This is a genomic window from Lysinibacillus sp. NPDC086135 (assembly GCF_044746345.1).
In the GTDB taxonomy this organism is placed as follows: Bacteria; Bacillota; Bacilli; order Bacillales_A; family Planococcaceae; genus Lysinibacillus.
In genome coordinates, this window is the sequence record NZ_JBIVCA010000019.1 from 53,422 (window position 1) to 73,385 (window position 19,964).

Sequence of the window (19,964 nt, forward strand, 5' to 3'; positions counted from 1 at the left end):
AAATCAACGACACTTTATGGTGAAGAGCCGATTTTTAAACGAAGAGGTGTTCTATGTCAGTTTATACAAATTCTATTATGGTAGCTTTTTTAATAACAATTTTCTTATCCTTTGTACTATTTGTACCTTGGCTTATTTATACCTATCGGAAATATGGCTACTTATCAGTATCCAAAACGATTATTATGTTCTCATTTATTTTTTACTTTTTATCGGCATTATGTTTAGTTTTACTACCTTTCCCGGAAACACGTGATACTTGCTCTCTACAAGCTGCAGATACAGTCCATTATAATTTACATCCTTTTCAATTTGTCACGGATATTTTAAAGGATAGTGGGATTGTTCTGACGAATCCATCAACGTGGATTTATATACCAAAGCAGCCTGCTTTTTATCAAGCATTCTATAATTTCTTACTGCTAATGCCATTCGGTGTATACTTGCGTTATTTTCTTAAAAAAAGGGAGTACTGGAAGCGTGCATTTCTATTTAGCTTTTTGCTAACATTGTTTTATGAGGTAACTCAATTTACGGGGATTTATGGCATCTTTAATTGTGCGTATCGAATCTTTGATGTGGATGATTTAATGCTTAACAGTGTTGGTGCACTATTAGGATTCTTTTTAGCCCCTGTTGTGTGGGCGCTGTTTCCTTCACATGAAGAGGTAGCGGCTAAAGCAGCAGAAATGGTCGAAAAAGATATCATCAAGCCATTATCTATCTTGTTAGCACTAGCAGTGGATTTGATTATCGTACAGTTCATTTTGTTCTTCGTTGGTGTCGTAACAGGCTATAGTGGTATGTTCGAGTTTTTAGTGAAAATTGCTTTGTATATGTTGCTATTTGGAGTTGTTCCAAGCTTAACAAGTGGGGCAACATTAGGGATGAAATTTATGCGTTTTACAATGGTCAGTGAAAACGGCAAAAGTATTGTAAGCCAATCTTGGCGCCGTTGTGTTGCTATTCTCGTGGTAGTATGTACTTCGGAAATGATAACAACTTTTGGAAATATTCAATTAGATATGGATTCACCATTTTATGTACTGCAAATTGTCATTACATTGCTAGCCTTTATTGCGAATTTTGTTCTAACGATGGTAATTGCTATTCATGTAATACGGGTCATCGTAAGTGGAGGCAGACGCCGTTTATTTATGGACTATTACGCAGGCTTACTAGCAACGAGAAAAAAATAAGGGGGATTGTTGGATGAAATACGTAATCATTGGAGGAGATGCTGCCGGAATGTCAGCAGCAATGGAAATATATCGAAATGTACCAGGAGCAGAGATTACATCTGTAGAACGTGGCTTTATTTATTCATATGGGCAGTGTGGCTTACCCTATGTGGTAGATGGGCGTATTTCATCGACAAAGCGTCTTATAGCAAGAGATGTAGAAACTTTTCGTGATAAGTATCGTATCGATGCCCGTGTTGGTCATGAGGTGAACAGAATTGATGTTGAACAGAAGCTAGTTTTTGGGACGCAGTCGTCCGGGGAAGCGTTTGAAATTCCTTATGATAAGCTACTTATTGCAACAGGTGCAGATCCTATTATGCCAGTGGAGAAGGGTTCAAATTTAGCGGGTATACACACGGTGAAAACAATACCGCAGCTAGAGGATTTACTAGCTGATTTAACGTTAGATATAGAAAATGTAACAATTATAGGTGCAGGCTATATTGGGCTAGAAATGGCCGAGACGATACATGCTTGCGGTAAAAAAGTAAGATTGATTCAACGAGGTAGCTATGTTGCAAGAATTTTAGACGAAGAGTTTGCGCAACATGTTCATGAGGAAGCAAAAAAGAATGACATCGAGCTTGTGCTAAATACAAAAGTAGAGGCGTTTGAGGGCAATCACCGTGTTGAGCGTGTTATTACGGACAATGGCGCTTTTGATACAGATTTAGTCATTATGGCCGTTGGAATTAAACCGAATACACAATTTTTAGAGGGAACAGGTGTAGCACTAGCTAAAAATGGTGCGGTCATCGTCAATCGACATTTAGAGACATCTGTTGAAAATATTTATGCTGCGGGAGATTGTGCAACGCATTTTAATATTGTAAAAGAACGTTTAGATTATGTACCTCTTGGCACGACTGCTAACAAGCAAGGTCGTTTAGCGGGACTCAATATGTCAGGCAAATCTGCGCCGTTTAGTGGTATTGTAGGTACTTCAATCTTAAAGTTTTTCAATTTAACAATCGCTACGACAGGTATTAATGAGCGCAAGGCTAAAGAGCTAGGCTTTGAGTATGAGGCCTTTAAATTATCTGCCCGCCATATTGCAGGTTATTACCCTGGTGCTCAACGGATGTTTATTAAAATTGTTGTTCGTAAACGAGATCAACAACTTTTAGGAGCACAAATTGTTGGACCTGCAGGTGTTGATAAACGGATCGATGTGTTTGCGACCGCCTTATACAATAAAATGACATTACCAGATTTACTAGATTTAGATTTAGCCTACGCGCCTCCATTCAATGGTGTTTGGGATCCTCTACAGCAGATTGCCAGAAAAAATGGGCGTTTATAACATTGGGGGTAATTAGAAATGAGCATTTACGACATTCAAGTTGCTCTAGACGATGGTACTGAATATAGTTTAGATCGTTATAAGGGTAAGGCAATGTTAATTGTTAATACGGCTTCCAAATGTGGTTTTACACCACAGTTTGAAGAATTAGAAGATCTATATAAAAAATATCAGGATAAAGGCCTTGTTATTCTTGGCTTCCCATCAAATCAGTTTAAGCAAGAAGTTGCGACTGCTGAGGAAGCAGCATCACAATGTCGTTTGACATATGGAGTGACATTCCCGATGCATGAAATAGTAAAGGTCAATGGTAAAGATGCACACCCTATTTTTGAGCATTTGACATCCCATTCTAAAGGCTTTCTAGGCAACAGTATAAAGTGGAACTTCACAAAATTTCTTGTGAATCGTAATGGTGAAGTCATTGGACGCTATGGGTCGGCCGATAAGCCAAGTAGCTTTGAGGATGATATACAAAAAGCATTAGCATAAAAAAGGATTCACGCACAGTTTTGTGTGTGAATCCTTTTTTATGCTCATTAGAAAGGTGGATGTCGATAAACATTAAAAGTTGGTTGATAAAACGTGAAAGTTGGTAGATAAACTTCAAAAGTTGGGCGATAACACGCAAAAGTGCTCCGATAAAACTCCAAAAGTTGGATGACATTTTGTTAAAACGTATATCATGTGGATAAGTTGATCTTCGACGACTGGACGCCCCGAGGAAGCTTTGCTTTGTGCGAAAGCGAAGCGACAGCAACAACAAGCCCCCAGTCGGAACGGACATCACCCCCCTCGTTATGCCTACGATTTAAGGTTGTTGTAAGCTTGCGACAACTTTGTTGTAAGTTTGGGGTCGTATACTAAAGTCAGAAAGAAGAGGTGAGCGTTTATGACGCCATTATTAAAGGTACAAAATGTAGAAAAAACTTACGGCAAAGGCGCAAATACATTTACAGCGCTATCGAATATATCATTTGAAGTAGAAAAAGGAGAGTTTGTTGGTGTAATGGGGCCTTCGGGGGCTGGGAAATCGACGCTACTAAATGTGTTAGCGACAATTGATACACCAACGACTGGTGAAATCATTATTGGTGATACAAACTTAGCGCGCATGAAGGACGCAGAGTTAGCAGATTTTCGTCGCGACAATCTAGGTTTTATCTTCCAAGACTATAACTTACTTGATTCTTTAACCGTTCGTGAAAATATCGTACTGCCACTTGCGATTGCAAAAGTGCCAACAAAGGCAATTAACGCAAAGGTAGAACGCATAGCTACACTGTTTGGGATAAAAGAGTTACTCGATAAATACCCATACCAAATTTCTGGTGGGCAAAAACAACGTACAGCATCATCACGTGCATTAGTTACAGAGCCGAAATTAATATTTGCGGATGAGCCAACTGGTGCTCTTGATTCAAAATCAGCAACAGACTTACTTGAAAGTTTAAGTGATTTGAATAATTCTCAAGCGTCCACTATTATGATGGTGACGCATGATGCATTCGCAGCAAGCTTTTGCCAGCGCATTCTATTTATTCAAGATGGACAGCTTTCTAAGGAAATTCACCGTGGTACTCAAACAAGAAAGCAATTCTTCCAAGAGATTTTACAGGTGCTTGGAGGCATCGGAGGTGGAGTAAATGACGTTATTTAGTTTAGCGCGTAAAAATATCCAGCGTAATTTGTCGAACTACTTTTTATATATCGCTTCGATGGTTTTTAGTATCGTTATCTACTTTACGTTTGTGACATTAAAATATAATGATGATATTTTAGCCTCACAACAATTTTCACGGCAAATTAAAGGATTGATGAGTGGATCATCTGTTGTGTTATTATTCTTTATCGTCATCTTTATGGCGTATTCCAATTCGTTTTTTATGAAAAAACGTAAAAAGGAAGTAGCACTTTACTCGCTATTAGGTGTGCGTAAGCAGAAAATCGGCTTAATGCTCTTTTTTGAGAATTTAGTGATCGGTTTTGTTTCCCTAGTACTAGGAATTGTTCTTGGATTCTTTATGTCACAAGGTTTATTAATGATCTTAGTACGTTTAATGGGCTTTGAGGTTGTAGGAAGTTTAACATTTTCCCCTGAGGCTCTAGTAAATACAACATGGATTTTTGCACTACTATTTTTATTCACATCTTTACAAGGTTATCGTGTCATCTATCAATTTAAATTGATTGACCTGTTCCATGCTGAGAAGCAAGGAGAGAAAATTCCGCGTGCATCATTAATAGCAGCTATACTTGGGACAGCGCTACTTGCATTTGGGTATTATACAGCGTCTTCAGATATCTTTACGAGTAAAATTTGGAGATTCTTCACAATTCTAGGTACGCCACTAATGGTTATAGGTATGACAATTGCAGGGACATATTTATTATTCCATAGTGTTAGCGTATTTGTGTTAACGGCGTTGAAAAAAGCAACTTCTTGGTCATGGAAAGGCTTGAATTTAATTGGTGTATCACAATTATTGTACCGTATTCGAGCAAATGCTAAATCACTTTCTATTATCGCTATTTTAAGTGCGACAACGATCACAGCAGGTGGTGGCGTTTTCGGTATGTATTACAATGCCGAAGCCAGTGTACGTCATGCGCTACCTAACACATTTATGTGGAAGGGCGATACGGTAAAATTTTCTCAAGAAGACGTCTTATACAACGAATCGCTTTCTGTGAAAAAATTACGTGTGGATAATGAATTTTCGTATTTTGAATATACATTATTAAAGGAATCCGACTATAATCGTCTAGCAAAATTGCAGGGGAAAGATGAACAATTGCACATTGCAAATGGTGCAACAGTTTTATTTGATACAAGCTTCGATGAACGTTTTTCACATGATTTTACCGGTGAAGAATTTAAATTAGAGAACGGGGAATCATTCCATGTTGATAAAATGTATACAGAGAGTGTATTAAACTTTATTCCAGCTGGTACAGTCCTCGTTGTAAATGATAAAGTGTTCGCTGCAACTAATGCAGAAGATGTGAAAATGCAGGTAGTTGGTATGGATAATGACTTAAAGCAGCAGGCTATTTCAAAGGAAATCTACAATCAACTATCTACTGAACAGCAAGAAGGGTTTTCAAGTGTTCCGCAAAGTTATGAGGATGGTTTAGCTACTGTAGGATCACTATTGTTTGTAGGAAGCTTTTTAGGATTAGTATTTTTAGCAGCGACAGGAAGTATTATTTACTTTAAAGTTTTAACTGAGGCAGAGGAAGATCAGCCTAAATATGCAATTTTAAATAAAATCGGAGTTAACAAAAAACAAATATTAAAAACAGTTGCAGGGCAGGTTGCCGTTATCTTTAGTGCACCACTCGTTGTTGGCATAGCACATAGTGCATTTGCGCTACTAGCCTTTTCACAGCTATTTAATATGGATATAACTAAACCAGTAATACTGTGGATGATTGCGTATTCAGCAATTTACGGCGTATATTATATCTTTACAGTTCGTTCATTCTATAAAATTATTAGACAGGGGAATTAATATGAAAAAGGTTTTCTTAGGTATAGGAGCATTGTTCTTATTGTTCGTCGCAGGTCTTGTTGTTCTAATGACCGTAGATTTTAACCGTTTAAATAAAGAGGCATACTATGTTCATATCACTACTGATGGTGAAATGGAGGAATTCAAGGCAAGTAACGGAGAAATATGGAAGTCATATTGGTACGAGCTACCTGCTTATGACGAGAACGGTGAAGAGAAAACATTGAAGTTTTCAGCTCAGAAAAATTTACGTCATGATGCATACTTAAAGCTTTATGTAAAAAAAGAAACAGAAGTTTCATCATATGATGAAGTAAAATTCCATGAGCTACCTGCAAAAGTACAGGAGCTAATGAAGAAATAAGAAGAAGGAGTAGTCCCTAGTTTAGGGCTACTCCTTTTTTTCTACTTGAAATTGAATGCTGACAGCTGTACCTTGTTGTTCCTCAGAGGTAATTGTTACAGTTCCACCGTGCGCTTCAATAATATCTCTAGCAATAGCAGTACCTAACCCAGTACCATGTGTCTGCTCAGTATTTGTCCCTCGATAATAGCGCTCGAAAATATGTTCAAGATCTTCGGCGGAAATGCCGTTACCGTTATCGGAAATCGTAATTGAATGATCTTCAACAAGAATAGTAACTGATACATCAGAAGGATTATGAAGCAATGCATTGTGTAAAAAATTCATTATCGCTCGTCGCATAAAGTGCTCGTCAATGTGATGCTTGATGACATCGTTAGTTGCATTAAACTCAATATTGGCTTCCTCATATTGAGGGGTATTGAGTGTATCTATAACGATTTCACGAATAAATTGCACCATATTTACTTCGGTTAAGCTGAGCGGAAGCTGCTGATGTCTTAAGCGCATAGTTAAATTTAAATCATCGAGTAAATCTTGCATATGCAATGATTGTTTTTCGATAATGTGAGCGTAGTCTCTTTGTTCATCAGCAGTCAATTTTCCATCATTCAGTAGCTCCGCATAACCACGAATCGAAGCAAGAGGTGTTTTCATATCGTGTGACACATTGCTGATCCATTCCTCACGCATCATTTCTAATCTTTTACGTTCCTGCTCGTGTGCGGCAAGCTCTTTTGATACTTCATTTAAATTCTCGAAAACAGGTTTGTACACACCACCTGGCATTTTACTAGAAACATGCTCATGATTTTTTAAATGACGAATACGTTCAATCATTGCGTGTAGGGGCTTGGTCAACGTTCGACCGAAAAGCCAGCCAACGAGCGTAGCTACTAATAAATCAGCAAGGACAATGAGCAAACCAAACTTACCAATAAACTGTAATACGGAAGAACCAGAAAAATGAGTGACATATCTAGTAACGCCACTTCCTTCGATGCCGATAAGATAACTGATACTTTCTTTACTTCCCACATATACGGTTGTATCTACGTCGAATTCTTTATATTTATAAACTTGAATTAAATCAATCGGCGCATAGTGTGTAGGAGCTTTCTTTGGAGCAAGATGGGCTTCAATGACCTGTCCATTATTATCAAGTAATTGAATCCAAGCATTTCGCTGATGCAATTGTTGAAGTCCATCCTTGCTTACCGCTACCGTCCCATTACTTATATCAATATACTGTTGGAACTCACGCACGAAGTTTTCCTCTGAATACGAAGTTGTTTTATCGTATTTATTTACCTGTTGAAAAATGAAAAAACCAATTAAAATGGCTGTATTCAGGAAAATAACAATAATAACAATAGACAGCACAGAAAGCAGAAATCTAGCTGTTAATTTCCATTTCATACTTGCTCCTCTTTTGGAACGACAAATTTATAGCCAAGCCCTTTTACCGTTGTAATATACCTAGGTTTTGATGCATCTTTTTCAACCTTTTCACGCAAACGTCGAATATGCACCATAACAGTGTTGTCTGAGCCGAAAAAGTCCTCTCCCCATACACGCTCAAACAGAGTTTCTTTACTTAAAATTCGATTAGGATGTTTCATAAAGCAAGCCATCAAACCGATTTCTTTCGCTGTTAGCTCCAATAAAACGCCGTCCTTATGTACCTCCATTTCATCTCCATTAAGCAAGAATGGACCAACTTGAATCGATTTCGCTGAAGTTACTGGCACTGCTTCCTGCGTTTGATAACCAGCTCTGCGAAGCTGTGCTTTCACACGATAGGCGACCTCCTTAGGACTAAAAGGTTTCGTAATATAATCGTCCCCTCCGATAGCAAGTCCTAAAATTTTATCAATTTCCTCGTTTTTGGCTGACATGAAAAGCACCGGCACATGCGACACTTCTCGAATACGTCGACATAAATCGTAGCCCTCACCATCAGGAAGCATCACGTCAAGAAGTACAATATCGGGTTGAGTCTGTTGAAAGCTCGTCCAAGCTTCTTGAATGGAGCCAGCTGTATGAATTTGCTTATAACCTTCTTTTTGCAGGCTGACTTTTAGAAGCTTTGCTAAATCTGCCTCATCATCCACTACTAGAATTGTTGGTTCTTGCATTGTTCACACGTCCTTTCTTCTTTATATTGTCAATCGTCATTAGAATTTTAAGAATAGCGTATGGCTAATAAGTTAGTGATAGCACGATAAGCAATTCCTTATTATTTTGCAATAAAAGTTACCGATTGAAAATTTCACGTTATGTGACTCATTATAAATGAAATTTGCTTGAAAAAGGAATTGAGACATTATTCATTATTTGAATTAATAAATATTAAGACCAATTAGTTACCTATAAAGGGAAAATAATGATTTACATACTCAGCTGAAAAGTTTATTTTTAAACACGTATAGGTCTCTAGAACTTTGTGGAAAAGCCTTTAAAATCAACGATGCAACTTTAGGTTGCGGAAAAAGTAACCAATGAGTTCTCGATTGATTTTGGGATTTTTAGTAAAGTTAAGGTATCAAAAATGATAGGCGGAATGATGGATGAATTTATCTCGGAATTTAAAAAATAAAAGAGAAGAGCACAGTTTTTCACAAGAAGACATTGCTCAAAAATTAAATGTTTCTAGACAATCTGTTTCAAAATGGATCATCATCAAAACGTGCGGTTGATTTTCGTTCCGACTGGGCGCTTTGTAGCTGCCGCTTCGCTTTCGCACAGAGCAAAGCTTCCTGGGGGCGTCCGATGAGCCGCTTTTGGTGTTGCTGTCGCTACGCTTTCGCACAGAAAACATCGGCTGCGCTGCAGGGTCTCGGGCCAACACGATGTTGGTCACGAAGGCGTTATCACAGGATGTGATGCTTTTAGCCTTCGTTCCTCTATCGCTGATCCCCGAGGAGTCGCCCAGTCTTTACTCCAATCAACTATTTACATAGTAGACGTTTTAACAAAAATCATCCATAACTTTTGGTGATGAACCTTTAAAATGGTAATTGTTATCCGGATTTAGATAATCTCATTTTATTAAGTGAGCTATATAATATTTCGCTAGATGAATTGGTTAAGGATGACAAAGATTTCCAAAAAGGGATTATAATCCAAAATACAGATAATAAACTTCAAACAACACAATGGTGGGCTTTGATATCGATTATTGGAATGCATTACGGATTTATTTCAATGGTTTTAAATCATTTTTAGGCAATATTCATGAAGAATGAAAACAACTTTACATTAGAATACTCTCTAGCTCCTGCGTGTCATTGATCGCAGGAGCTTTTTCATAACTTTTTAAAACGATTCCAGAAAAGGTCAGTACTAGTAAGAGTACTAAGACTTTTCGACACTTTTACAGATGTAAAGCGTAATAAGAGTATCAACCATTAAGGGGGGAAGCAATGTTAAAAAAATTAACAGCAGACGCGCTCGGACTTTCAGATATGGGGGTAGTTATCACTCGAAAGGACTATGATAAGACGGATGCAGATGATTATTGCTTTACAAATCGTGCGATTATCCATGTAGACGGTAAGAGCGCGATGAGCAAAAAGCGTTTACTGCGTCGTTACGACTACCTAATGCATAATATTAGTAATGTATTCCTCGAAACAGCAGGAACTATTGACCTTGATGTCGAAATTAAATTTACAATCGACAATACACCATTATCAATTGATATTCATAAACGTTTTATCGATGACATTAAAGATTTATATAAAGCGTTGCATGCCATTAGCTATGGGCAAAAGCAAAATGCATACAAGCTAGAGGTGGCAGAAAAGAGTTCATCTGTTGCTTCTTCATCCATTGGTCGTATCGGCAATGACAATGTCCCACTATCTGCATCATTTGAGGAGATTACATGTTTTGCAAATAATTGGATGATTGACCATAAGGAAAAATACAAGAAAGGAGATTTCTCACACATATTTGATTTATACATGGACAATTAAGGAATATAGCTCTCTACGTTTTGTGGAGAGCATTTTTAACTTAAGTATATACATAAAATCAGAACTAGGGGCGTGACGAAAAAATGACAAGCGAATTGCAAATGCTAGAAAAAGAAGGAATACAAAGTGAAGATCTTGTACAGCAGCCGCAAGCTGTCGAAACATTATTCGTAAATGAGTTCATAGATGGTATTTTAGATCCACAACAAACTATGCTTGGACCTGTCAAAGACGGTGGAACAATTATTGCTAATACGACGCCAGGCTGCTGGGGCCCGATGCTAACACCAACGATCCGTGGTGGGCATGAAGTAACGAAGCCTGTATTTGTAGAAGGGGCAGAGGTAGGAGACGCCATTGTTATCAAGATTAAATCAATACAGGTAACATCAGTAGCAACAGCATCTGGGCATGATGAGGCGATTTTGGACCGATTCATTGGAGATCCATTCGTATCAGTAAAGTGTCCAGGCTGTGGTAAGCTTCATCCTAGTACAGTTGTCAAGGGAATAGGTCGACAGGCCATTCGCTGTTCGACATGTGATACAGAAACATCACCTTTTAACATGACACATGGCTATACTATGGCGTTAGATCATAAAGGTAATATTGGTGTGACTGTTGGGCGAGAAGGTGCTCGCCGTATTGCACTTGATGCTAAAAATTATATGCGTACACCTGAAAATTCTGTGCAAAATCCTGCGGTTGCATTAGCACCAAGTGATTTGGTTGGTGTAATGGCAAGAATGCGACCTTTTTTAGGGCAGCTTGGAACGACACCTTCAAAGGCGATGCCCGATTCCCATAATGCTGGTGACTTTGGCTCTTTTTTAATCGGTGCGCCACATGAATATGCATTTACGCAGACTGAATTAGATACACATCGTACAGATGGACATATGGATATAAGCCGTGTTCGTGAGGGGGCAACAATTATTTGTCCAGTAAAGGTTCCGGGCGGTGGTGTGTATATTGGTGATATGCACGCAATGCAAGGGGACGGAGAAATTGCAGGACATACAACGGATGTTGCTGGTATTGTTCAACTTCAGGTAAGTGTGTTGAAAAAAGTAGCTTTGGATGGCCCTGTGCTATTGCCAAATACAGAGGATTTACCTTATACGGCTAAACCTTTTACTAAGGAAGAAAAACGTCGTGCACGTGAGCTTGCTGAGGAATTCGGCGTTAAACAAGTGGAGGAAGTATTCCCTGTATCAATTATTGGCTCTGGAACAACATTAAATGAAGCAACAACTAATGCTATAAGTCGTGCTGCAAGGCTTTTTGAGATGAGCGAGCCAGAGGTTATGAATCGAGCGACGATTACAGGATCGATTGAGATTGGTCGTCATCCAGGAGTTGTAACAGCAACTTTCCAAGTACCTAAAACAGTACTAAAAAAAGCGAAAATTTATAAACCAGTGAAAAAACAATATGATTAAATGCATACCTAAAAGCCTAAAAAGAAAGCAAACTAGAAAATTTCATAGTTTGCTTTTTCTTTCTAATAGATTATAATGCTAAAAATTATGGTGAAAGACATATTTTAAATTATATCCAAAATTTTACATTTATAAATTGAATTCTATTTAGTAGTTGTTATAATAAAACAAGCTTAGAATATACAAAAAATCGATACGGTTCTATAGAATTTTGAATAGAAAGGAAGGTGACTCATGGCAGATTTCGTACGTTTGCAGAACAAGGAAGAAAAATCAAACCCTATTAAAACATACATATTCAAGATGAAAGGTGGGGGACATGCTCCTTCACGAACAAATTTTGCTGATGCGATAACAGGTGCAATCGGTGGATTAATATGTATTTCCGCCTTGCTTTGGTTGACGAACTATACAGGCACCCCATGGTTAATGGGGTCACTTGGTGGGAGCTGTGTACTTGTATTTGTCGTTTGGAATGCGCCGTTGTCCCAACCTCGAAATATTATAGGAGGTCATTTGATTTCAGCTTTTGTCGGCTTAACCATGTATTCGTTATTAGGGACGAGCATAGTCTCAATTAGCCTTGGCGTAAGTTTAACCATTTTTTTTATGGCTTTATTAGGAATCATTCATCCGCCAGCAGGAGCGAATCCAATTATTATTATTTTAGGAGGCTATGGATGGAGCTATCTAGTAATGCCCGTCCTTATTGGTGCTCTCATTATCGTATTCTTTGGTCTAGTGATAAATAATCTGCGAGAAACGCGGAAGTATCCTTTATTTTGGTGAGGAAAAAGTTTAAGCAAGTGGCGGAAAAACGTCTTGTTCTTCGCAAAGATAAACATTGCATCTGCCGCTGCGCTTTCGATGCAGAAAAAAATCCGTCAAAATGGACGGATTAGAAAATTTTTTGCCCTTGCCGGTCCGCTTTAGGTGCAGAAAAACATCCTTCACAAATTTGACGTAAAGAGCTTTTTGCATCTGCCGCTGTGCTTTCGATGCAGAAAAAAATCCGTCAAAATAGACGGATTTTTTTTGTAACTATTTTGTTGGTCGCCCGTCTACTGTTGTGAGAGTGCTTTTTCTCGTTTGTATTGGTGAATGATGCATAGCTGTTTTAGTTGTGCGTACTATGGCGTTAGCTTTGAGCTGGCGTAGGCAATGAGCTATTTGTGACAATACGAATGGGCTACCAACTTATGAGTGATTGTCCAATGAGCTCATTTGCCGCTCATCTTTTAAACAGCAAATAATCTTTCCCCATCTATGAGGTATTTGACCTTTAGATGGCTTTTTTTATGCGTTGTAGTTAAAGTTGTCGATATTACACGAATACTTTTGCTGTCATTTCTTTTATCCATATCACGATTTCTTTAGCATATGTTGGATAAGATTTGTTATATTGAAGAAAGAGTGATTAAACTTTTAGGCAAGTATCTTACATGATAGGGGAAGATCTTTGTTGGTTGAATTTGATGGGGGGCTCCATTTGCATGTTGTTGGATTGTGATGAGCAGTTATTCATGACATATAAACAAAGTGGTGAAAAGGGTGCTGAAAAGTTACTTTCAAAATGGGTAGAAGCAGAGATTGATTCACCAGCAGACCCGAAAATTCTAGGTACTGCACTTTCACCGAGTTTATTTTTAGTGAATGAGGAAACAGCGATGAATATTGCGTTTTCAACTGCACGAAAATATTGGGGTCGTGTAACAGCAGATATGAAAACTTTTTTTAATAACCATGGTTTAGATACTAAATTTGTTAATGAACGTCTCAATGCCTTTTTTTATACGCAAAAAGGCAAGGAAACCTTTTTTGAGCAGCTTTTTGCACAGCATACAATGGACTTAGAGCGATTAATTTGGCTGATTTTCGGGAAGCGAATGCAAATTACAATGCCAGTTAACGAACTACAAATTATATTTTTGTATAAATTTGACAATGAATATTTTGTGCATATGATTTATAAAGAAGAAGCCCAATTTTGGCATTGGCTTTTCATAAAAAAAGTTTATTCACTATTTATCCACAAACCATTAGAACAATTCACATTTATCCATGAAATGATGGGGCATGTTGAGCAATCCACAAGAAAAACTTGTGTACATGTGGATAACTTTGTGAATAATTACAGGGAAACTCTTGATAAGTGTATAACTTATGTGGATAACCGCAATTCTACTTGCTTGGCTAAAAAACAGTTACATCTTTACCAAATTGTAACGCACTATCGTTTATCGAAAGGGGATTATCGTTGTGTTAAAGCGCTAATTACTTCCTTTGAAGCGGATTGGCGTTATTCGATGTATGCACTGACAGAGAAAGAAAAAGTTCTGATTGCGTATCTACTGTTTCATATAGCACATCAGGAGCATAATCCTGAAACTGTTATTCACTACGGAGAGTATTTATTAGAAGATGAACGACTTAATAATTACGCGATAGAGATTTTGTTGGAATATAAGGACTTATTGCCGAATCGTAAGCCAACACCTCCGGCCATTATTAAAAATTATGAACTTAATTTTTTAGAAAACTTGTATGCAGTATTGCTTGATCATTATGTGAAAATGGGGCGTTATCAAGAGGGGCTCCTGCTTTTAAAGGAACATGTACTAGCATCCAATAAAAAAATTCATGCCTCTTTAGTACAGGGTAACTATAGTAATGAGCAATTTATTGCGATTGAGGCATCCGTTCAACAGGATATTGCTCTCCATGTGAATAATTCATTACAGCATATTGGCTTGTCTGTGGAAGAATGGCGTCGATATTATCGTCAGCTAGAAACACCTTGCTATTTGGTAGCACTGAGCGCATCCTTGCATATGCTCAATATTTTAAAAGTTTTATTTGTGACGGAACAGTATGAGCTGTTTGAAAAATTAATGGAAATTTATAAAAAATATTTACTTATTGATGACCATTTTGAAAAGCTACGAGTCTTTATAAGCGCATATGTTTAACTTATTTCAGCGGGTGTACAAACATCCGTACCTGTCGCTACGCTATCGGCACAAAAGACATCCGCGGTAAATAATAGAGGAACTCAGTCTAAGAACGCACGTCCTGTGGCAATTTATCTGTGCGAAAGCAAGCGACAGCAACACGGTTTTTTTCTGTGCGAAAGCGAAGCGACAGCAACAATACACGACTGAGTAATTAACATCTTGCCGAGGCATAATTGATTAGAAATACGAAAAAGTGTCTAATGTGTTTTTTTGCAACAGTAGACACCTTTTTTATTTCGTGTAGTTGGCTAACAATATTATTCTAAAATCCCTTTGTCCGTTAAGTCAGCAATTTGCTCGACACTATAGCCAAGTGAAGACAACACTTCTTTATTATGCTCTCCAAGCTTGGCACCGACATGCTTGTACTGAGGCTTAACACCGTCAAACTTAAAAGCAGATGCAATTTGTTTTTGCGTAGTACCGTCGCTTTTGGGAATATCAACAATCATATCACGAGCCTTAAGCTGAGGATGCTCGCATGCTTCTGGGAAAGTTAATACTGGTTCGACACATCCCTCGAAATCCTCGTTAAATACTTCAAGCCATTCTTCGTAAGTCTTCGATAAAAACGCATCATGGACAGCTTCTTTAAAACGAATTTGTGTGTAGTATGAATCATTAAAAGTATTATCAATGAGCTCAGGAATATCAAGCGCTTCACAGAGTAATCTGCGGAATTGAGGCTCAAGACTTCCTACCGAGAAAAATCGGCCATCCTTTGTTTTGTAAAAGTCATAGTAGCTTCCACCATTTAAAATTTCTTGCTCAGGCTGAGGTATACGACCGCCGCCAATATAGGCAGATCCATACATAGCATTCAGTGAAAATACAGCATCGGTCATACTTATATCAATATATTGCCCTTCACCTGTTTTTTCACGATGTAAAGCAGCTGCGAGTACTCCGATTGCTGAATGCATCGTGCCCCCAGCCAAATCAGCAAGCTGAATACCCATTGAGACAGGCTTTTTATCTTTATGACGTGAATAATCAAGTATGCCAGCTAATGATAAATAGTTATTGTCATGTCCTGGCCGATTGCTATATGGTCCAGTTTGTCCATAGCCTGTAATAGCGCAATAAATAACCTTAGGGTTTACTTCTTTTAGAGCTTCATAGCCGATGCCAAGTCGTTGCATGACACCAGGTCGAAATCCTTCGATAATGATGTCGTACTCTTTCACGAGTGACTTAACAATTTCTATAGCTTCAGGCGATTTTAAATTTAATGTTAATGACTTTTTAGAACGATTCAGATGTTGATGAATATACGCCTCATGATCATCGTCGTAAGGAGGCATAATACGTGTTAAATCTACGCGCTTTGATGATTCAACGTGAATAACCTCAGCGCCAAGATCAGCAAATATCATTGTTGCCATTGGTCCCGGTAGTAATGCAGAAAAATCGAGAATTTTTAACCCCTTTAAAATACCCAAATCTCCCAACCCCTTTTTGTGTAGGCTACACTGTATTCAAGAATGCATTGTAGCGCTTTTCTCTTAATCCCCATTTTGTGAAAAGCATGCATCACCTCTGTATTAATACAGAGTGGTGATAAATTATCAGTATTATAACAAAAAAAATGATGGCTTGACTATGTTAAATTTTATTATAAAATATCTAGTGAAAAAATTATATGTCAGAATAACGATAAAAGTGAAAAAATTCAGAATGTGCGTGATCTCTATAATAAGGGGTGTTTTCGTTTGGTCCAAACCAATCGACTTATAAAATCATATGTTTTAATAAATTTCACCCTCATTTTTTGGAATTGGAGAGAATGGAAATTCTTTATCAAATTTCAGACTGCGATAAGGTTAAAAAATCTCTATGCAATAGATTCCTGCATAGAGATTTTTGTGTATATTGGTCATCGTCATCAACTTAACCATTAAATTACTTAGAATAAAAGTTAACTGTATAATAAGGCGCACCGTTATCTTTGAAGCAGACACCAACAAAAATATGTGTAAATTCTTTTCTTAAAATATTTATACGATGTCCTTTTGAATTCATCAGAGCTTCATGGGCGAATATACTATTGGGCTGACCTTGTGCTATATTTTCGCCATACCAATAGTGATTAACTCTACCAGCATTGAGGCGGTCATTGGAATGATTACCATTATGATCTTCATGGCTAAAGAATTGGTGTGTGATCATATTGCTACTATGCTGCCGAGCGACAGGATTGCATCTTTTGTCATAAATGAGTGGTTGCAAACCTTCTATAACCCGCTCATGGTTAATAAGTTCAACCATTAAATCTTCAAGGCCTATTCGTAGTTCATCGGAAGGCTTGCCATAATAACCACGTTTACTAAATTCAGTTTTGACATTGATCCAAATAATAGAACGAACAATATTGTTTTTGTGTAAATCATAGTAAAAAGTAACATAGTGACCATCAATCAAATAGGTCCCGTGTGTAGTATTACCGTCACAATCATTGTAATCGAGCAAATAGCTTGTGTTTTGATAGTGAATAGCTCTAAGTGGAAGACCGTATATTCTATTCACATCTATTCGATTAGCACCGATAGGAATACCAAATACGCTATGCCCAGCGCGTGTTTCATATCCTCCGACCTCTTTGGAGTTATGCCTTCCTACGAGGGAATATTGGGGGTAGTCCATCTCTACTCGATGCCATTTCATTTTATATTCACTTTGAAAGCTGGATAGTGACAAGGTTTTTTGTGTATTTGTTATTTTTGTACGAGCTGACTTATTCGAATTGAGAGCAGTATTCGTCCATAGAGCCATACTAAAACCAACCATAATTGGAGCTACTTTACGTAACAACATATTTAAACCCTCTTCTAATAATAAATTTATAATGAAAATCTATCAAAATAATAAAAGTTCTATAGATATAAAATACTATATTTTTGTCATATTAACGATGCTAAAATCCTGGAACTTTGCCTACTATATGGCTAACCATTAAAGCGTGGGGTTGATTTCCGTTCCGGCTGGGTGCTTTGTCGCTGCTTCGCTTTCGCACAGAGCAAAGCTTCCTGAGGGCGTTCGATGAGCCGCTTCACTCGCGTTCCGTTATTGCTAATCCCCAAAGAATCGCCAAGCCTTCACGCCAATCAACAAGGTAAATTTTCATCTCGAATTTTTATGATAAGTCTATATTTTTGCTTTTGTTATAACAGGGACTTCAAAAGTACTGCTTTTCACAAATATTTTGCTCTCAATACGAGAAATTTTCTTAATAAAGAATTTTTTGTGCTTAAATAGAATAATAGAAGAAATTATTAACTAGGGGTAAATGATAGAAAATGAAATCAAAACAGATAAAGTTAAAGTATTTAATCATGGGTGTTGCCATGGCTGCTTTTTTCTTAACAGGCATTGGTAGCGTTTGGAGCGGTTACCGTATGAATGTTGCTTCGATTAAAGAAAATTCGCTTGAAACGAATCGAGTATATGCACAGAAATTAGCAACAACCGCAAGTTCCTATCTTGAAGAATCCTTCCAAATTTTAAGGTATAGCGCGAGTGCGATAAAGACGAAAATGCATGATAGCAATGCATTAATTCAAGAAACTGAGCGTTTGAAAAAGCAAAATAACATGTTTAACTCTGTTCTTATCACAAATGCAAAAGGTCATGTATTATCTATTTCACCACCATCTGAGGAGGTACAAGGTAAAGTATTAACTTCAGCTGGAGCGAAAGAGGCTTTATCTAAAAGGGAACCTCTTGTCTCAAAGCCTTATAAGGGGATTACAGGGCGTCTCCTTATTTTTATCTCGTATCCTATATTTTCAGAGACAAATGAATATTTAGGAATGGTAGCTGGGACAATTTATTTGAAGGAACGAAATGTTTTTAATGAATTACTCGGAGAGCATTATTATCATGATGGTTCATATGTGTACGTAGTTGATTCAGATGGGCGCGTTATCTATCATCAGGACCCAAGTCGGATCAATGATATCGCTATTGATAATGAAGTTGTTCAAGCAGTGGTTTCTAGGAAAAGTGGGGCTCAACAAGTAACGAATACTAAAGGAGTAGAAATGCTTGCTGGTTATAGCACCGTACCTTTAACAGGCTGGGGAGTAGTTGCTCAAAGACCGTTAAAGGTAGCATTGGCTCCTTCATTTGATAGAGTACAGGATGTAGCTATAAAATCCATTCCGCTTATGCTAATTTCGATTTTTATAGTCCTTTGGATGGCAGCACGTATAGCTAATCCCTTACAGCAATTGGCTACTTTAACAGAGGAGAGCATGGAATCGAAAAATGTAGAAGGCTTGAAATCTGTACGTAGTTGGTACTTTGAAGCGCACTTTTTAAAAAGTGCACTCATTCGAAGTTTAACATTTTTACAGGGACAGGTGTCCTATTTTAAAGATCAATCTACAACAGATCCGTTAACAGGTGTAACTAATCGTCGCACAATGGATGCGATGCTAGCTGAGTGGCTTGAGAACGATTTGCCACATGCTCTCATTTTGCTAGATTTAGATCATTTTAAAGGTGTTAATGATACGTATGGTCATGCCGTAGGTGATAAAGTTTTACAATTTTTGGCTCGGGATATGAAAGCAGTCGCTCGTGAAGGAGATGTTTGCTGTCGCTACGGTGGTGAGGAATTTGTGATGTTATTGCCAACTACTACTGCTAAGGAAGCGGCACAGATTGCTGAACAACTCCGCGATATGTTGGCACATACTACAAGTCCTTGTGGTCGCCCGGTTACATTATCAGCGGGTGTTGCAGTGTATCCACATATGGCTGACACGACAGAAAAGTTGATTGAAGCAGCAGATGATGCGCTGTATCTTGCAAAACAAGCTGGACGAAATCGAGTCATGGTAGCAGAGCCAAAAAAATAAATAAAAAAATGTTTTAAAATAAGCATACATTTCTAATTTTTAGGGTACATGATTAATGGAACGATTATTTGGGCAAGCTACTTTTAAGTCATTTCCCATATGACTTGTATATCCTGTTCAAATGATACGTAAACTCGGGACACATCTCTCGATCGACTTGACAAGATGTAAGGTTATCCCCCTTTCCCTTATGACATCGCAAGCGACTAGATGTACGCCTATATATCGTTAAAGCCAAGT

Annotated in this window: 15 protein-coding genes and 1 pseudogene; 12 read left to right on the plus strand and 4 right to left on the minus strand. The window is 37.8% G+C overall.

Annotated elements, in window-relative coordinates; all coding sequences use genetic code 11:
* Positions 1–53: 53 nt before the first annotated feature.
* From ACIPKN_RS21155 to ACIPKN_RS21180, 6 genes are all read left to right on the plus strand, one after another.
* Positions 54–1,199, plus strand: coding sequence for a VanZ family protein (locus ACIPKN_RS21155; RefSeq protein WP_400939802.1), 1,146 nt, complete (start codon positions 54–56; stop codon positions 1,197–1,199).
* A 13-nt stretch (positions 1,200–1,212) separates the two neighbouring features.
* On the plus strand, positions 1,213–2,547 hold the full coding sequence (locus ACIPKN_RS21160) for an FAD-dependent oxidoreductase (protein WP_400939805.1): 1,335 nt from the start codon (positions 1,213–1,215) through the stop codon (positions 2,545–2,547).
* A gap of 18 nt (positions 2,548–2,565) precedes the next feature.
* Entirely contained in the window at positions 2,566–3,039 is a 474-nt protein-coding gene (locus ACIPKN_RS21165; protein WP_400939807.1) for a glutathione peroxidase, read from the plus strand.
* A gap of 400 nt (positions 3,040–3,439) precedes the next feature.
* Positions 3,440–4,207, plus strand: coding sequence for an ABC transporter ATP-binding protein (locus tag ACIPKN_RS21170; RefSeq protein WP_142509604.1), 768 nt, complete (start codon positions 3,440–3,442; stop codon positions 4,205–4,207).
* On the plus strand, positions 4,194–6,062 hold the full coding sequence (locus tag ACIPKN_RS21175) for an ABC transporter permease (RefSeq protein ID WP_400939810.1): 1,869 nt from the start codon (positions 4,194–4,196) through the stop codon (positions 6,060–6,062). Before ACIPKN_RS21170 ends, ACIPKN_RS21175 begins: the two co-directional genes overlap by 14 nt.
* A gap of 1 nt (position 6,063) precedes the next feature.
* The gene (locus ACIPKN_RS21180) at positions 6,064–6,426 is read left to right on the plus strand and encodes a YxeA family protein (RefSeq protein ID WP_400939813.1); all 363 of its coding nucleotides are present in this window, start codon (positions 6,064–6,066) and stop codon (positions 6,424–6,426) included.
* A gap of 27 nt (positions 6,427–6,453) precedes the next feature.
* Here ACIPKN_RS21180 and ACIPKN_RS21185 read toward each other — a convergent pair whose 3' ends face one another.
* Positions 6,454–7,845, minus strand: a complete 1,392-nt coding sequence (locus tag ACIPKN_RS21185; RefSeq protein ID WP_400939816.1) for a sensor histidine kinase — start codon at positions 7,843–7,845, stop codon at positions 6,454–6,456.
* Positions 7,842–8,564: a response regulator transcription factor gene (locus ACIPKN_RS21190; RefSeq protein ID WP_400939818.1), complete on the minus strand. Its 723-nt coding sequence runs from the start codon at positions 8,562–8,564 to the stop codon at positions 7,842–7,844. The genes ACIPKN_RS21185 and ACIPKN_RS21190 overlap by 4 nt, the downstream gene beginning before the upstream one ends.
* A gap of 432 nt (positions 8,565–8,996) precedes the next feature.
* Between ACIPKN_RS21190 and ACIPKN_RS21195 the strand changes: the two are divergent.
* From ACIPKN_RS21195 to ACIPKN_RS21215, 5 genes and pseudogenes are all read left to right on the plus strand, one after another.
* Positions 8,997–9,101, plus strand: a pseudogene (locus tag ACIPKN_RS21195) (helix-turn-helix transcriptional regulator); the annotation flags it as partial.
* Between the two features lie 750 nt (positions 9,102–9,851).
* Positions 9,852–10,406 (plus strand): PH domain-containing protein, encoded by a 555-nt coding sequence (locus ACIPKN_RS21200; RefSeq protein ID WP_400939821.1) that lies wholly within the window; start codon positions 9,852–9,854, stop codon positions 10,404–10,406.
* An 83-nt stretch (positions 10,407–10,489) separates the two neighbouring features.
* A complete protein-coding gene (locus tag ACIPKN_RS21205; protein ID WP_400939824.1) occupies positions 10,490–11,848 on the plus strand; it encodes an acetamidase/formamidase family protein in 1,359 nt (452 codons plus the stop codon).
* Positions 11,849–12,082: 234 nt separating this feature from the next.
* Complete coding sequence (locus ACIPKN_RS21210) at positions 12,083–12,637, plus strand: HPP family protein (RefSeq protein ID WP_400939827.1); 555 nt, start codon at positions 12,083–12,085, stop codon at positions 12,635–12,637.
* 704 nt (positions 12,638–13,341) lie between these two features.
* Positions 13,342–14,817 (plus strand): hypothetical protein, encoded by a 1,476-nt coding sequence (locus tag ACIPKN_RS21215; protein WP_400939829.1) that lies wholly within the window; start codon positions 13,342–13,344, stop codon positions 14,815–14,817.
* A gap of 302 nt (positions 14,818–15,119) precedes the next feature.
* Here the strand turns inward: ACIPKN_RS21215 and ACIPKN_RS21220 are convergent, their stop codons facing one another.
* Both ACIPKN_RS21220 and ACIPKN_RS21225 read right to left on the minus strand, forming a co-directional pair.
* Entirely contained in the window at positions 15,120–16,304 is a 1,185-nt protein-coding gene (locus ACIPKN_RS21220) for a CaiB/BaiF CoA transferase family protein (protein WP_400939831.1), read from the minus strand.
* Between the two features lie 460 nt (positions 16,305–16,764).
* Complete coding sequence (locus ACIPKN_RS21225) at positions 16,765–17,676, minus strand: CAP domain-containing protein (protein ID WP_400939834.1); 912 nt, start codon at positions 17,674–17,676, stop codon at positions 16,765–16,767.
* Between the two features lie 482 nt (positions 17,677–18,158).
* Here ACIPKN_RS21225 and ACIPKN_RS21230 point away from each other — a divergent pair, with 482 nt between their 5' ends.
* A complete protein-coding gene (locus tag ACIPKN_RS21230) occupies positions 18,159–19,724 on the plus strand; it encodes a diguanylate cyclase (protein WP_400939837.1) in 1,566 nt (521 codons plus the stop codon).
* Positions 19,725–19,964 lie beyond the last annotated feature (240 nt).